Source organism: Paenibacillus sp. J22P51 (genome assembly GCF_059692215.1).
The window spans coordinates 1-14,752 of record NZ_JCAUAZ010000017.1 but is presented as its reverse complement, the minus strand read 5'-3'; the positions used below and the strand labels follow the sequence as shown (position 1 = coordinate 14,752).

Here is a 14,752-nt window from a genome sequence, read left to right as displayed (position 1 = left end):
TATATATTTGCATGGGAATACCTACAAAGCTGCCGGCGACATAAAGAACGAATACCACATATTCGTCATGAAAACATCAAGAGCAACGAAGTAGAACATCTCCAGTCCAACATTCCGTTCAGACAGTCCATTTCTCCAAAGACGAGTACAAAGGTAGGAAATCGAGGCAAAAATGAGAAGTAACAGCAAACTAACCCACACCGATTGCAAGAAATCTGGCATCACCTGTAGCGCGATTGTCTTTCGGTAATCTCCGATAAATAACGTCTTCACCACCAGATACATCGCGAGTGATATTCCAAAATGCCTCTTCGCATACTCATCATAATGATATTGCCAAAATACACTGATGACGACTAAATAAAGGCCAGGTAATAAGATCCATTTTAAGCTTATTAGTGCCGTGAGAACGCCAATCCCCCAAAAGAGCGGTAAATTTCCAGCTGCATTTTGTAAGTCTTCTCCTCGCATACTGTTCATTCGCTCTTCATAAGGAAGCTGATCAGTAGCATAGTAAACACGAAATGATCCCGTATTAACGGCATCCAGCCAAATCGCTAATGAACTCGCTTTATTCGCAGCATAAATTGGATAAGTAGCGAAACCGCCGAATTGACTGATTCGAGTGGCATCTATCATTTTACCATCCTTAAAACCAACCTTATAAACCTCTTGACTTGTTTGACGTCTATTCTTCTCATAAACCGACGATACCACAAGGGTTACTTCATCAGAAGTAGAATGCGTAAACGTGGGATGCAAAATCGTATCGGAATCTATCCCCTTCGTAACAGGTATGCTAAGGATTTCATCTTGCACCTTGTCTGGTTGATTGGGCGGGAATGTAATCATATGTAATGTACTTTTTCCAGATTTGCGTGAGCTGGTCGTATACACGGTGATCAAAGTTGAACCCTGAACACTTAGTGCCATGTCATCCAAACTACTTGATACAAATTCCAAGTCCTTCAGTTTGTTCTGCGTAAGCAGCTTCCATGAATCAGATGCTAGCTTTGCGTAGTGAAAAGATTCATTCCCTTCCTTATTTACTGCGTAAACTAGGGAAAGGCTGCCGCCAGAGGTATCAATCACACCTTTTATATGCTTCATATTCGCTATTTCGAGTTTGGACCAACTCAGCTTTTCATTCGGATGAAATGAGCCCACATAAAGGGCTGATTCATTGTAAGCCAAGAGGACGCTTTCCCCTTTTGAGCTATTTACCGTTTGGATTCCTGTGATCTCATTTTCATTGATTGCGCTCTTGGGAGACCATGAACCGCTCTTCCACTCACTCGCATACAGCTTATTGTCGTCTCCGATCCAGATCACATGATCCTTACTAATCAGCTTATAGGAACGGAATGAACCAGCATCAGGCAAACTGCGCGTCTCCGAGCTATTCCGCCCCTCGTCATCAATTGTGACATTTTCGAGCGTATTCCCAGCTCGATACGTAAAGCTGCTCTCGCCAACCATTTGCACGGGTTCACCGAGTGTAGCTAATTGAGACAACTCCGTTGCTCGGCCGAACGGCTCCGGATATGGCTTCACATTTTCATTCGCCAGCATGAATGTTTGAACCAATCCTATGACTAGAAAGGCTGCTAGAAACGGCACATACGTAAACAACTTCCATCTTGCTCTTTTCACTTTTCAAATTACCTCCAAAGCTTTCTTACTGACCTATATGAAAATAGATCATGTTTCGCTCGTTAATTTTCCATTGTTCAATAAACACTCAACCCAATGATAACATTGATTCAATTGCTCATCACTAATTAAATCCGATCGATGCTCAAACATAATTTTCACATGATCGTTTTCTTCGGCAATAATCTCAAGATATTCATCAATTGGTGCCCAGCCATCATGAGGATCGAGCTCAGGTAAGACAGGTTGACGATGATTAGATATGATTTCATTTACTTGTACATTACTCAGATGGACCGAATAGGCAAAACGAGCAAATTTACGAATGACTTTTTTAGCATCAAAAAATGGATCCAGCTTTTCCTGCAAGTACAGTCTTGCCGTATCTAGACATAGCTTTATTGCAGGGTATTTCGACAATAGGTCGTCTAGGAAATTCGTTTCGTAAATGGTTCGATTCAGCGCATCGAATTCCAGAACAGGAATGAAATCATACGCTTCGCCTTTCCTAGTAAGCCACTGAAATAGTGCCTCTGTCCGCTCGATCAATTCCTCAAGTGAAATCTCACTTTCATACATATACTCTGATTCGTCTGAAAATCTCCATTGACTCCAATCTACTCGCTCGTCTAATATGACAGGCTTAGGATAATGAAATAAAATGTATGTAGGCCTTAGACATGTGAGGTAATCTAGCTCGTTTTGAATCCAATCAAATGCTGAATTTCTAATTTCGAGAGTAGTAGCAAGGAATAAAGCATCCCTAGCTTTAGATAAACTAGAGCGTAAAGGAAAATGAATACCAACATGAAAGTCGTTCTTTTTCGACTCATTTACTAGGAACTGAACATCTTCCTCCGGATCAAATAAGCAGGCTTCTATCCCGAAAAAACCGCATCGGAAGTCCCGTTTATATTTGTTCTTATCAAAATTTCCATATTGACCAATCATGAATCGGTTCATCAAGGGCAGCTCCCTGGTCTAATTTATATCCCCTAAATAAAGTCCATTTGGTATACTCCCATTTGCAATTTGAACGAGCTGAGGAATCAATTCTTTTGGGAAAAACCTATATTCATTGAGGCTTGCTACTGGAATCCATTCAATGCCCATGTGATCCTCGTCGGGAGCTGTTCCCTTTCCAACAAATTGTTCATCAACGATTTCACAAATAAAGATGTGGTCCACGACATGCGTATTGGGATCTACGGAAGAGCTGCCATGATGATTTTTACCTATATACTCTCTAAGAAAGGCGAATTGTTTCACCGATATGTGGCAGCCTACTTCTTCAAGAAACTCCCTCTTAAGCGCTTCAACTAGATTCTCACCATGCTCTTGACCACCACCAGGTAAAGTAAAATCAGCACCAAACCTGTCATCATGTTTCTTGATGGTTAGTAATCGATGGTTCATAATGACAATACCTTTCACGCCACAACGGACATTCAAATGATCCCCTCCCAAATTAAGGTAAGTCGTTCATTTATTCTTCAATTTCAAAAATAGAATCCACAATAATCGGCAGGTTATCTCTAACCGAAACAGCCCCGAAGACAGATCTCGCGTGCATCCCCTTTTCGCCGAAAACATCCAACATAACATCCGAACAACCATTCAACACCTTGTGATGCTCCTCAAATTCAGGAACTGCGTTAACAAATCCTTGTAGTTTAACAACTCTTTTAACATGATCCAGAGAACCTACAGCAGATTGCAGAACAGCGAGAATCTCTATGCCAGCTTGTCTAGCAAATTGATACCCTTCTTGGGTAGTATACTCCTTACCTAATTTCCCTTTTGGGCTGCCCGAGGGTCCTTTTCCTGAAACAAACAAAAGCCCGTTCACTTTCACATAGTTGGCATATTTCGCTGCTGGTTCACTTGCCTGGGGTAGTACGATTCCTAGTGCTTCTAATCTTTGAGCAATGGTTTGTTCTGGCATGTTGGGTCCCCCTAAAATTGTTTAGTTTCTAGTAAACGCTTTATAATGAACTCGTCATACTCTCTATTTCATCTTTACTCTTCATGGCCCAGAACTCAAGCTCTTTATTTGGTATTCTCCCTCAGTCTTCTGAAGCGTAACATAAAGAACTCGGTTTTTGATCCAACCATCCTCAGTTCGTTCACCACCGCCAGCAAGTATGAAATCCAGAGAAGCCGGCAATGTGTCATAGGAGACAATATAATAGGTACCCTCATCATTTTTTAAAATTTGCATATCATCATGAATCTTATAATTTAAAATTCTTCTGCCTGCGGATACCGTGGATTCCTCTTCCTTTTCTAATTTCTCAGCAAAAAGTTTTTTTACGATCGGCTTTAATTCATCTTGATGCTGAGTACTCACCTCATGGCTCGATCCTTTTGCAGCATAGGCAGAGCATCCAGCCAAACAACTAAAACTTACAAGTAAGATTAGAGTTTTCAACCATTTCATAGCATCGCCTCGCAAAATGAATTTATCGTTGGTTCATTTTAACCCAAAATTTAACAATTCACTTCATTAGACGATGTTAATACGGATAAGTTGCAACCCATTTCAATTATTTACAAACATTCATCGGGCTTGTTAAAATCACGGGTCCCAACCTCCCCGTTTTTGTATTCGAAAGCCGAACCTCCATCGTACTATTCGTTAAATCTGCCGTGATATCATCGATTCTCCCTGCCCATGTCGGACCACCTTCCTGAGGCGTTGGGTATAATCTGAACCGCCAACTAATCTCATTTTGAATATAAGTAAAACCTTCATACCCATCATAATCTCCTATTGAAAATGGCACAGGAAGATGATTCGCAAGCATGCTGATACTGGTACGAGGAAAGCTTGGCGTTAGTTTCACTTTGTAGACGAGCGCTGCTCCTTTGGCATTGGCATTGTCCGCAATTACTGGTTCTAGAACGGCACTGCATGGCATGGGTACATCAGCTTTGCCCTGCTCTGGACGAATCAGGACACTTCCCGCAATCAACACAACTACAATAATTTTCTTCACAAGAACCCTCCACAAATGTTTTGTGGTTATTTTTCCCACTTCGCCAATTCCTATGATGTTTATTTGAAAAGCCACCTCACGGTGGCTGAAATAAATAGTCGTTATCGTTGAATAACTTGTTCCCGTCTTGGCCCCACAGAAACCGTTGTAATCTTTACCTCGATTACGGATTCTACGAAATTGATGTAGGACTTTGCCGCTTCTGGAAGTTCCTCCATTCGTCGCACTTGTGAGATATCGCATTTCCAACCTGGCATTAGAGTTAAAACAGGTTTAGCCGAATCCATCAAAGCGGTGACTGGAAACCGATCAACGATCGTCCCGTCCGCTAATTCATATCCGACACAAACCGGAATTTCATCCAAGTATCCTAGCACATCCAGATTTGTTAAAACAACACTCGTCGCTCCCTGCAGCATGCACCCGTACCTCGTGGCAACCGCATCAAACCAACCCATCCGTCTAGGGCGCTTCGTGTTTACACCATATTCCCCGGCATCGCCGCCGCGACGACGTAATTCCTCAGCCTCACTGCCTTCCAACTCCGAGACGAAAGGACCTGCTCCGACACAGCTGGAGTAAGCTTTAACGATCGCGAACACATTCGAAATCGCACTGGCAGGGAGTCCGGCACCGACTGGAGCAAAGCCTGCGAGGGTTGAAGACGAAGTCGAATATGGGTAAATACCATGATCCGGATCTCGCAATGCACCAAGCTGACCCTCAACCAATATGTGCGCTCCATTTGCATTCGCATGTTGGAGAAGTGTTGTCGTATCACACACGTATGGAGCTATTCGTTTTGCTTGACTCAACAGCTGCTCCATGAGTTCATCCGTCTGGATGGCCGGACGTCCATATAGATGCGTTAGTAATACATTTTTCGCCGTGAGCAAATGCTCGAGTCGTTCCTGCAACCGAGTTTGGTTAAATAAATCGGCCACCTGAATGCCCAACTTTGCATACTTATCTGCGTAAAATGGTGCGATCCCGCGCTTGGTTGAGCCGTAGCCATGAGCACCAAGGCGCTCTTCCTCTAGCTCATCGAAAAGTTGATGTACCGACAAAACCACTTGCGCCCGCTCAGAAATACACACCTTCGGATTGGGCACACCTCTTGCTGCAAGTTCATCAATTTCTCCTAGCAATATATCGATGTCCAGTGCCGTTCCAGGCCCAATCACATTCGTAACATGAGAATAAAACACGCCTGATGGCAACATGCGCAACGCGAATTTTCCGTATTCATTAATGATCGTATGCCCTGCATTGCTCCCACCTTGGAACCGAACAACGAAAGATGATTGTGCCGCTAACACATCTGTCATCTTCCCTTTCCCTTCGTCTCCCCAATTCGCTCCAACAATCGCAGTTACTGTCATATCCAACGCCTCCACACTTGTTTTGCCTTACAAAGCTTATTATAATAGCGTCAATGACATTAGAATAATTGATATAAGTAATATCCGATATAAGGTGAGGTAATGTGTGTGGAGGTTAATTTAGAGTGGTATCGTGTCTTTTATTGGACCACGAAGACAGGCAGCCTATCGAAAGCAGCTGAAGAGCTGCATATCACCCAACCCGCAGTTAGTCATACGATTAAACAGCTGGAAGCCTCGTTGGGAGGTCAACTTTTCTTCAGAACGGCTAAAGGAGTCACGTTAACCGTTGAGGGAGAAGTCTTATTTCGTTACGTCGAGCAGGCCTTCAGCTTTATGAAAATCGGTGAAAAAGCCATTGCTGACATGCATAGCTTACATAGCGGGGAAATCAACATCGGGGCAAGCGATACGTTGTGCAAGTATTATCTCTTACCGTATTTAGAAGCTTTCCATGAGCAGTATCCGGGAGTTCGAATCCGTGTTACGAACCGTACAACACCTGAAACCTTGGCATTACTCAAGGAAGGCAAAATCGATTTCGGTATCGTCAGCCTTCCAGCCTCGGACAAGCAGATTGACTTCCGTGAAAGCTCTTCGATTCAGGACTGTCTTGTCGGTGGGAAGGCTTTTGCCGGGTTGGCAGAAGGTCCGTTAACCCTAGCAGATTTGCATAAATACCCCTTGCTATTATTGGAAAATGGAGCAAGCACGAGGCGCTATATCGATGATTACGCTACCTCCAACGGAGTTACCCTCTCGCCCGAGTTCGAGCTTGGCAGCATCGATCTACTTGCGCAATTTGCCAAACGTGGCTTTGGACTCGCTTTTGTAATCGGAAATTATGTGTCCGAGGAGCTCGCTGCTGGCGACTTATTCGAAATTCCGCTAACCCCGCCAATCCCTGCGCGTAAAATAGGGCTCGCCACCCTTCGAGGTGTTCCACTCTCGGCGGCATCGAAGTCTTTTATGGCATTGTTGCCCTGACTTCACCAACAAAATCGAAGCTGCGGCTCATTCAAATTTGCTCACTTCAGGCTGAGCTCTCAATGGACTGCGGTTGAGAAGATAAGCAAGATAAACTTGCTTATCTTCTCTCCTTACTGCCATTCCCCCTAGATAAGACCGCCGAAAATGCTTATTTACTTCGATAGGTCCCATTCTTGTCGAATAAGCGAATGATAAGCACTTCTACCTTGCTTATGTCCCCCTAACCAGCTTTCACCAGACGAATAAGCACATTTCATTATCTTAATCGCAACATAAACTGAAAAAGCAAGCCCTGTGAATTGGACTTGCTTTTTTTATATTATTCTACAGTCACAGCTTCAACCTTTGATAACCAATTATCAATAGCTTTTACTGAATAATACATTGTCTTACCTATTTTCACATACGGAAGTTGACTTGATGTTACTCCATTCCCAATTGGCTTCGGCCCCAATTTATTGATATCTGCTTCACTAATACCTAAATATTCGGCTAACTCTGAACGAGTTAAAAGTTGATTCTGAGGTTTAGAACTAGAAGTAGGAGTAATAGCATCGACGGCATTGGGTTGATCGGGATTTGAAATAAACCAACATCCTACTAGGATACAAACTCCTAGAAAGGCTACAGATAGTGCATTTATATAGTTTTTCATTAGTTCCTCCTGCTCTTATAATTCCTTAATAATGCAATGAAGCACCAGTATTTACTAGTTGAACTCTAGAAAAACAACTTCTATCTCCCTTAAAACAAAGCAGGCGCCACCAACTCCACTTTGATACGATCCGGATCCTCAAAGAAAACGGCGTAATAATCCTTACCTCCAGCATAAGGATGCTTATCCGCATACAGAATGGGCACTCCTTTTTCGGAAAGCTTCGTTGTCAGCTCATCTACTTGATCTCGTGAATTTGCATGAAAAGCAAGATGATTAAGCCCGACGCGGCTTCTATGATACGGGATCTCCATAAACCTTTCCTCCGCCTGGACAAATACGATATAAGTTTCACCGATTTTCCAACTCTGCCCGCGTTCCCATTCTTGATACAGATGGTACCCTAATTCATCTAACAGCCATCCCCAGAATGCTAGGGACCGCTTCAAATCGGAGACATAAAGCTCAATATGATGAATGAGGCCTATTATTCATAGAACACCATATGAGACTTATCCTCTTTGTAATAGGATAGTCGGTCCTCTAACGTTCCTGTATGGAATTCGAATTTATGCCCGTCTGGGTCTGCAAAGTAAATGGATCTTTTATCTCGCTCGTCTCGTGTTCGACCTGGAAGCAGCGATACATTCAATTGAATAAGCTTTTCTTTGATAGTCTCAAAATCATTCTCATCTACTGTAAACGCAATATGTGTATACGAATATTGGATGTCATGACGGGGAATATCCTTCTCTTGATTCAAAGCCAACCAGTTCCCGTTCAAGTCAAAATAGGCTAAATTTCTTCCTTTGACCAGCAGCTTAGCCCCAAAGACCTGTTGATAAAAGGCAATCGATTGCTCTAAATCTGACACTGAAAAAAGCAAATGATTAATCGCTCCTATTTTCATGAAACTATCTCCCTTCGCTTATTGATGACTTCCCCCAGCTTCTGTACCGGGACACTAAACAGGATGAGAACCGCTGCTAGACCGTCCATCCAAGTCAGCCTTTCCCCTAACAAAATCATGATGAAGACAAGTGTTACAAAAGGAGCAAAGAAGGTAAAGCTCGCGATAAGTGACGCTGACGAGTACTTCAAAGCCCTGAAATACAGAAAAAATCCGAAAACGATATTGCTCAGACATAGCCATAATACGCCATAGAAATCCGTCATTTGAAGGAAAGTTCCCTGTGAATATACCAGCATGCCCACAATCGCCAATAACCAGGCTACTACCGTGATCACAAAGGTGCTGATTAGCATGTCCTTCTTATTTTTCTTAACAAGATTCGTAAACAAACCCCAGCTCACAGCTGCAAGAATCGCGAACAAATCACCTTTTATGTTCGTAAAGCTGAGATTGGCGAAGTTCCCCTTCGAAATTAATAGGATCGTTCCTATAAACCCCATAACAATGGAGAGGGTTTTGTACCGATTCAGCTTCTCCTTATGGATCGGAATGGCAAATACCACGATAAAAATCGGAAATAAATAATTCAACATGGACGCTTCTACAGCTGGTATGAGTTCTAGTGATTTTAGATAGAGAAAGTCATATAAGAACGTAAATACTCCACACGCAAGCACCAACATCCACTCTGAAAACCTCCACAACAGGAAGGTGCTCCACTGCGCTTTGACTACTAAAATGACTGCAAATATGACCACGCCAATGCCATACATATAAAATAATACCTGATAGCTGTCTAATTCATTCAAAACAAGCTTACTAACTGCTGCAACTGATCCCCAGATCAACAATAATATAGGCATGAGTACAAAGGGGCTCTGGGATGCGTTTAATTTCTTTTCACTTTTTATCAAAATCGTTTGCTCCTAGAGTAGGTTATGTTCCTTGTAAGCCCTAATCTTACATGATAGAAAATGGTAAATTCAAGCGAACAGGCACATCTTCTAGGAAATTTGTTAGCTTTAAATAGAAGTTATACTCATTTAACTTAAAATATAGCTGGTCATCCTCTTTCCATTCAAATAGTATCCCTTTAGCATTCAGCTTGGTTACGATCTCTTGCAAATACGCCATGCTGCTTACCCCAAACGTAACAATCATGTCTGGTTGTAAAGCCGTCATTGCAATTGGAATCCACTTACGCTTCTTCGACGGAATTACCGCATGTGCGGTTCCCCCAATCGCAAAGCTAAAGTTCTCCGACACTTTATCCAACTTGAAATCAAAGAGATATACCATCAACTGTCTAAAATCTGCTACATCGTCCACTGGAAATCCGATCTCTCGCAAGTATAAGATTTTCAGATCCCCATTAGTTGTCAAAATATCTTCCTTTACATAAGGATGAGCAATGATTTCTAGTAAATTCCCGTCACCATCACGAAAGTACACATTCTTCCCGGTTCCGAAATGGTCAATGGTTCGGCCATCTGGCCATTTTAAAAGAATAACACCCGTCGCTCGAAGCTCGCTAACAACAGTATCAAATTCAGAAAAAGGCACTTCGAAGGCAAAGTGCGCAGGACGTAAAGCTACTTCCGTTTCTCTAAATGTCAATGTGAAAAATGCGGTAGGCTGGAAGCTAATCTCATGCTCGGATTCCGAGATCACTTGGAATTTCAACTGTTCCTGATAAAATTGTTTCACGCCTTGAAGGGATACCGTAGGTAGTTGCAGCTCAGCAAAATGAGTAATCATGGCTAGTCACACCCTTTCTGGAGTCTCTATTTATGTTGTTAGACTTAGTATACATCTATGTTTCGAAAGTACAAATCATATTATTTTATACAACCTTCATATTCCAATGATATTCCCCGAATATTCACTTGCTACGCTAAAGTTAAATTGGAACTACAGGAGGGATTCATATGCGTCTCGCGTTGTTTACCGACACTTTTGTTCCTCAAATGAACGGCGTTGCACTCACGCTTGGGCGACTAACAGATTATTTGAATCGCCGTGGGGTCGAGCATCTTGTTTTTTCACCGAAAAGCACAGCAGATATGGTGTACTCCGATCACATTCGCTCCATTACGAGCATCCCCTTTTTCCTGTATCCGGAATGTCGCCTAGCCTTACCCAACCTTGCAGCCATACGTTCTGAGCTCGACCAATTTCGTCCAGATTTACTTCATCTGGCAACCCCTTTTAACCTCGGCTTATGTGGCCTGCATTACGCTCGCAAGCATCACATTTCACATGTAGCTTCCTACCATACTCACTTTGATCGTTATCTGACCTATTACCGGATGAAGGCTGCTGTCCCCCTCTATTGGAGTTATACGAAATGGTTTCACAGCTCCTGCGATGCTACCTTCGTGCCGTCACAGGATACGATAAACACCCTGCAAAATCAAGGTATTGATCGCCTATTGCTCTGGTCGCGTGGTGTAGATTGCTCCTTATATACACCTGATAAGAAGAGCGATGAAGTTCGGGCACGATATGGTATTACAGCTCCCTTCCTTTTCTTATATGTAGGTCGAATTGCTCCTGAAAAAGACATCGACACCTTATCGGCCATCATGAGATTCTTGCCAGCCTCCGTGAAAGATCGCGTTCACTGGCTTATTGTAGGGGATGGACCACAGCTTCCAGAACTGCGTGAACAAGCACCCGCAAATGTTACATTCGCAGGTTATAAGAATGGCGAAGAGCTTGCACAGATTTACGCTTCCGCAGACCTCTTCGTCTTCCCTTCCAGTACGGAAACATTTGGGAATGTCGTACAAGAGGCTATGGCTTCTGGGCTCCCAGTAGTTGCTGCCAACAGCGGCGGTGTGCGAGAAATGGTGCTCTCTGGTGAAACAGGCGTACTATGTGAACCGCGTCAGCCGGAATCTTTTGTTCGAGAAATTTGTGCATTGGTGGATGATGTTGATCGCATGACAAGCTTTCGCACAGAAGCCAGAAATTTCGCTCTCGAGCGTTCATGGGATGCCATCTTTGATCAACTGCTTCATGATTATGAGCAGATTATTGATTTCCGCCGCTTTGGGAAGATATCAGGATTCTAGTCAATATAAGGGGGATCACACATGCGATTAACGATCATAGGAACGGGTTACGTCGGTTTGGTGGCTGCTGTTTGTTTTGCAAAGCTGGGGCATATGGTAACAGCGGTCGATCGTGAACATGTGATCCAAGGCTTACAAGTAAATAAATTGACCAATTGGGAGCCTGAACTGCTAGAAATGCTTGTTGCATGTAGAAGCAATGAGACCTTGTTCTTCGACTCCGACATAGCAAGAGCATCAGCTGGAGCCGATGCTCTTATGATCGCTGTAGGAACCCCTACTCGGGAGGATGGACAGACCGATCTTAGTCAAGTGGAGGATGTGGTTGCCCAGTTGATGCTGGGTGGCGTCTGTCCTCCTCTTTTGATTATGAAAAGTACAGTTCCCGTGGGTACCTGCGATAAGCTTGAGACGAGTCTACTTGCTTCAGGACTCCGGACTGAGGTGGCATTTAACCCGGAATTTTTACGACAAGGTAGTGCTGTAAACGATTTTATGAATCCCGATCGTATCGTAATCGGTTGTCGATCACGTCAAGCAGAAGCAGCTCTTCGCCAATTATACAAAGGGATTGATGCCCCTATTCAAGTCTGTGATCGACGCAGTGCGGAACTTGTCAAATATGCATCCAATGTATTCCTTGCTATGAAGATTTCATTTGCTAATATGATGTCTGATGTATGTGAAGGCTATGGCGCGGATATTCGCCAAGTCATGCAAGGCGTAGGCACGGATCGACGCATTGGTCCTCACTTTTTGCAGGCTGGCGTTGGGTACGGAGGATCTTGCTTCTCCAAAGATTTACAGTCCCTGCTAACTTCCGGAAAAGCAATTGGCCGCTCGCTTCCCTTACTAGAAGCAACAGCTCAAATCAATGATGAGCGAATCCCGCAGATGCTGGATAAGCTCATTTCGCAATGGGGGAATCCTCGTGGAAAGCGATTAGGTGTGCTTGGAATCTCCTTCAAACCGAATACCAATGATGTGCGCGATGCGCCATTTCTCACTTTGGTACAGCTCTGTCACCTCTATGGTATTGATATACAGGCCTATGATCCAGTCGTTCAACATGTTTCGATGGATGGCGTCATGGTGATGGATTCTGCTTATGAGGTATCGGCCGGTGCTGATGCCCTCATCATCATGACAGAATGGCCGCAATTCGCCGAATTGGATTGGGCTCTTATGGTTCAGTTGATGCAACAGCGTATCCTGCTTGACGGCCGAAATGTCTTATCGGATAAGGTGATATCGAGGTTGATGACGATAGATGATGTTATCTATTTGCCTGTTGGTAGATCAGTGGTACGAAGTGGCGAACATGAGCAGGAACGAATTATGAAGTCTATTTCGGCAGGTTAATATTATAACTGCAGCCAAAGACGAGAGAAAAGTCTTTGGCTGCAAGCGTATCAGCTTCAATTCAAAGTATCAAATATTTACAATATCTCGTAATATTTTCCGCGCAACAGCCTCTGGTTCAACTAAATTCCCGTCTTCTTGCTGTTTTGTGAAATAACGCGATAACTCGAAAACAGTTTCTCGTGCTGTTTGTTGCATCCCCGTATTCATCATTCCTGGGTCTATTGTAAGTAACCGAACAGGATTCGCTTCTACGCCTTGCTCAAGCTCCACACATTTCGTGAACATGGTCAGCGCAGCTTTCGTCCCGCAATATAGACTCATACTGCTTGCTGGATATTGCCCCGAGCCTGATGAGATGTTAACAATCGTTCGTTTAGTAGTCCAGTTAGTCGTTGCTCTTATAAAACTAGAAGTAAGAATAATCGGAGAAGTCAGATTGAGTTGAATGGATGCGACAATTTCAACTTGCGAACAATTTTGAATATTTTTAATTGGGACTACGGTTGCAGCATTATTAATAAGCGTGATCGTTTCAATATTTGTCGCATTCATTGATTCGATAATCTCCAATAAGATTGCTTCTATAGTATCCACCTGTGTGAGGTCAACAGAAATGAATTTATAGCTAAATCCTGCAACAAGTGCAAGTTGTTGAATATCCTTGTTCACCGTCCGCGATAATCCGAATACCTGATTTTCCTCCGACAACAACTGTCGTGATACTTCTGCCCCTAACCCACTTGAGGCCCCCGTAATGATGTATACATGTTTAACCATTCAAAGCACCTCCTGCTACTCGTTCATTTTAGGATCGAACCCTACTACAATCACCAATGCTTCTCCAAAGCTTCCTCACTTCGAGTGAACCCATTTCTCGCATAAAACTCACCGCTTTGGCTGCTTGGCCATAGTATAAGAAACTCGACATGATTGTCATTTGACCAATGTTCCATAGCTCGATGAATTTGGGTCCCTATGCCTTTATTTCTAAACGCTGGACGTGTATATACATTGGTCACATATCCAAAGATGGGATCTAACGATTTACCAGGTCTTGGTACTTTATGTACCAATTGAAGATACATATGTGAGACGATCTCGTCATTCACTTCTGCAACCCAAATGTACCAGTCACCGCCTGTGATTGCTGAAAGTAAAAATGTTTTGCAAATCAAGATGAACTCCTCAAAGTTTGCCTCGCTCCTGTTATCTTCTTCTGAGAAATCCCAGCGCATTTGTGCAAGTTCATCAACATCAACTAATGTAGCCAAACGAACATTTACCATCTCATACCCTCGCTAACTTAGCAAGATTTCTCAACCGCCAATTTACAAATCAATGCATACTTCTCAAATAATTCGTCTGTTTGCGTATCCCAATTGTCCCATTCGATTCCGCGCGGTGCACGTAACGCCCGAAAAGGGCGTTAACGCTTCGTTTCCGCGCGCTTTCTCGCTCGCGCGGGGCACTTAACGCCCGAAAAGGGCGTTATCGCTTCGTTTCCGCGCGTTTTCTTGCTCGCGCGATGCACTTAACGCCCGAAAAGGGCGTTAACGCTTCGTTTCCGCGCGATCTCTCGCTCGCGCTGTGCACTTAACGCCCGAAAAGGACCTCTGTCAACTAAGTAGACACTCGCTAAGAGAATTAACCAACGACTCTGTAATAGTTTTTTTCAAATTGAACTGGTGAAAGGTAACCCAAAGAGCCATGGATCCTTT

At 43.4% G+C, this 14,752-nt stretch carries 17 protein-coding genes; 3 read left to right on the top strand and 14 right to left on the bottom strand.

Annotated elements, in window-relative coordinates; all coding sequences use genetic code 11:
- Nucleotides 1-21 precede the first annotated feature (21 nt).
- The 7 genes from AC58QC_RS25620 to AC58QC_RS25590 all read right to left on the bottom strand — a co-directional run bounded on the left by AC58QC_RS25620 (nt 22) and on the right by AC58QC_RS25590 (nt 6,034).
- Nucleotides 22-1,653: a hypothetical protein gene (locus AC58QC_RS25620; RefSeq protein WP_497417881.1), complete on the bottom strand. Its 1,632-nt coding sequence runs from the start codon at nt 1,651-1,653 to the stop codon at nt 22-24.
- Between the two features lie 48 nt (nt 1,654-1,701).
- A complete protein-coding gene (locus tag AC58QC_RS25615) occupies nt 1,702-2,616 on the bottom strand; it encodes a sugar phosphate isomerase/epimerase (RefSeq protein WP_497417880.1) in 915 nt (304 codons plus the stop codon).
- Between the two features lie 18 nt (nt 2,617-2,634).
- Nucleotides 2,635-3,105, bottom strand: a complete 471-nt coding sequence (locus AC58QC_RS25610) for an NUDIX domain-containing protein (protein ID WP_497417879.1) — start codon at nt 3,103-3,105, stop codon at nt 2,635-2,637.
- Nucleotides 3,106-3,139: 34 nt separating this feature from the next.
- Nucleotides 3,140-3,598, bottom strand: coding sequence for a RidA family protein (locus AC58QC_RS25605; protein ID WP_497417878.1), 459 nt, complete (start codon nt 3,596-3,598; stop codon nt 3,140-3,142).
- An 81-nt stretch (nt 3,599-3,679) separates the two neighbouring features.
- Nucleotides 3,680-4,093 carry a hypothetical protein gene (locus tag AC58QC_RS25600; protein ID WP_497417877.1) on the bottom strand — a complete coding sequence of 138 codons (414 nt, stop codon included), beginning with the start codon at nt 4,091-4,093 and terminating at the stop codon, nt 3,680-3,682.
- 106 nt (nt 4,094-4,199) lie between these two features.
- Nucleotides 4,200-4,652, bottom strand: coding sequence for a YoqH family protein (locus AC58QC_RS25595; RefSeq protein ID WP_497417876.1), 453 nt, complete (start codon nt 4,650-4,652; stop codon nt 4,200-4,202).
- A gap of 101 nt (nt 4,653-4,753) precedes the next feature.
- Nucleotides 4,754-6,034 (bottom strand): adenylosuccinate synthase, encoded by a 1,281-nt coding sequence (locus tag AC58QC_RS25590; RefSeq protein WP_497417875.1) that lies wholly within the window; start codon nt 6,032-6,034, stop codon nt 4,754-4,756.
- A gap of 108 nt (nt 6,035-6,142) precedes the next feature.
- On the opposite strand from AC58QC_RS25590, the gene AC58QC_RS25585 reads away from it, so the two are divergent.
- Complete coding sequence (locus AC58QC_RS25585) at nt 6,143-7,021, top strand: LysR family transcriptional regulator (protein WP_497417874.1); 879 nt, start codon at nt 6,143-6,145, stop codon at nt 7,019-7,021.
- A gap of 322 nt (nt 7,022-7,343) precedes the next feature.
- Here AC58QC_RS25585 and AC58QC_RS25580 read toward each other — a convergent pair whose 3' ends face one another.
- The 5 genes from AC58QC_RS25580 to AC58QC_RS25560 form a co-directional block, all read right to left on the bottom strand.
- Nucleotides 7,344-7,679, bottom strand: coding sequence for a helix-turn-helix domain-containing protein (locus AC58QC_RS25580; protein WP_497417873.1), 336 nt, complete (start codon nt 7,677-7,679; stop codon nt 7,344-7,346).
- 89 nt (nt 7,680-7,768) lie between these two features.
- Complete coding sequence (locus AC58QC_RS25575) at nt 7,769-8,170, bottom strand: VOC family protein (RefSeq protein WP_497417975.1); 402 nt, start codon at nt 8,168-8,170, stop codon at nt 7,769-7,771.
- Complete coding sequence (gene fosB / locus AC58QC_RS25570) at nt 8,167-8,589, bottom strand: metallothiol transferase FosB (RefSeq protein ID WP_497417872.1); 423 nt, start codon at nt 8,587-8,589, stop codon at nt 8,167-8,169. Before fosB ends, AC58QC_RS25575 begins: the two co-directional genes overlap by 4 nt.
- A complete protein-coding gene (locus AC58QC_RS25565) occupies nt 8,586-9,506 on the bottom strand; it encodes a DMT family transporter (protein WP_497417871.1) in 921 nt (306 codons plus the stop codon). The genes fosB and AC58QC_RS25565 overlap by 4 nt, the downstream gene beginning before the upstream one ends.
- 46 nt (nt 9,507-9,552) lie before the next feature.
- Nucleotides 9,553-10,350, bottom strand: coding sequence for a VOC family protein (locus AC58QC_RS25560; RefSeq protein WP_497417870.1), 798 nt, complete (start codon nt 10,348-10,350; stop codon nt 9,553-9,555).
- A 170-nt stretch (nt 10,351-10,520) separates the two neighbouring features.
- Between AC58QC_RS25560 and AC58QC_RS25555 the strand changes: the two genes are divergently transcribed.
- Both AC58QC_RS25555 and AC58QC_RS25550 read left to right on the top strand, forming a co-directional pair.
- Entirely contained in the window at nt 10,521-11,669 is a 1,149-nt protein-coding gene (locus AC58QC_RS25555) for a glycosyltransferase family 4 protein (RefSeq protein WP_497417869.1), read from the top strand.
- A gap of 21 nt (nt 11,670-11,690) precedes the next feature.
- Nucleotides 11,691-13,031 (top strand): UDP-glucose dehydrogenase family protein, encoded by a 1,341-nt coding sequence (locus AC58QC_RS25550; protein ID WP_497417868.1) that lies wholly within the window; start codon nt 11,691-11,693, stop codon nt 13,029-13,031.
- Nucleotides 13,032-13,100: 69 nt separating this feature from the next.
- Here the strand turns inward: AC58QC_RS25550 and AC58QC_RS25545 are convergent, their stop codons facing one another.
- Together AC58QC_RS25545 and AC58QC_RS25540 are read right to left on the bottom strand one after the other, a co-directional pair.
- On the bottom strand, nt 13,101-13,811 hold the full coding sequence (locus tag AC58QC_RS25545; RefSeq protein ID WP_497417867.1) for an SDR family NAD(P)-dependent oxidoreductase: 711 nt from the start codon (nt 13,809-13,811) through the stop codon (nt 13,101-13,103).
- 50 nt (nt 13,812-13,861) lie between these two features.
- Nucleotides 13,862-14,320 carry a GNAT family N-acetyltransferase gene (locus AC58QC_RS25540; RefSeq protein WP_497417866.1) on the bottom strand — a complete coding sequence of 153 codons (459 nt, stop codon included), beginning with the start codon at nt 14,318-14,320 and terminating at the stop codon, nt 13,862-13,864.
- Nucleotides 14,321-14,752: the final 432 nt, after the last annotated feature.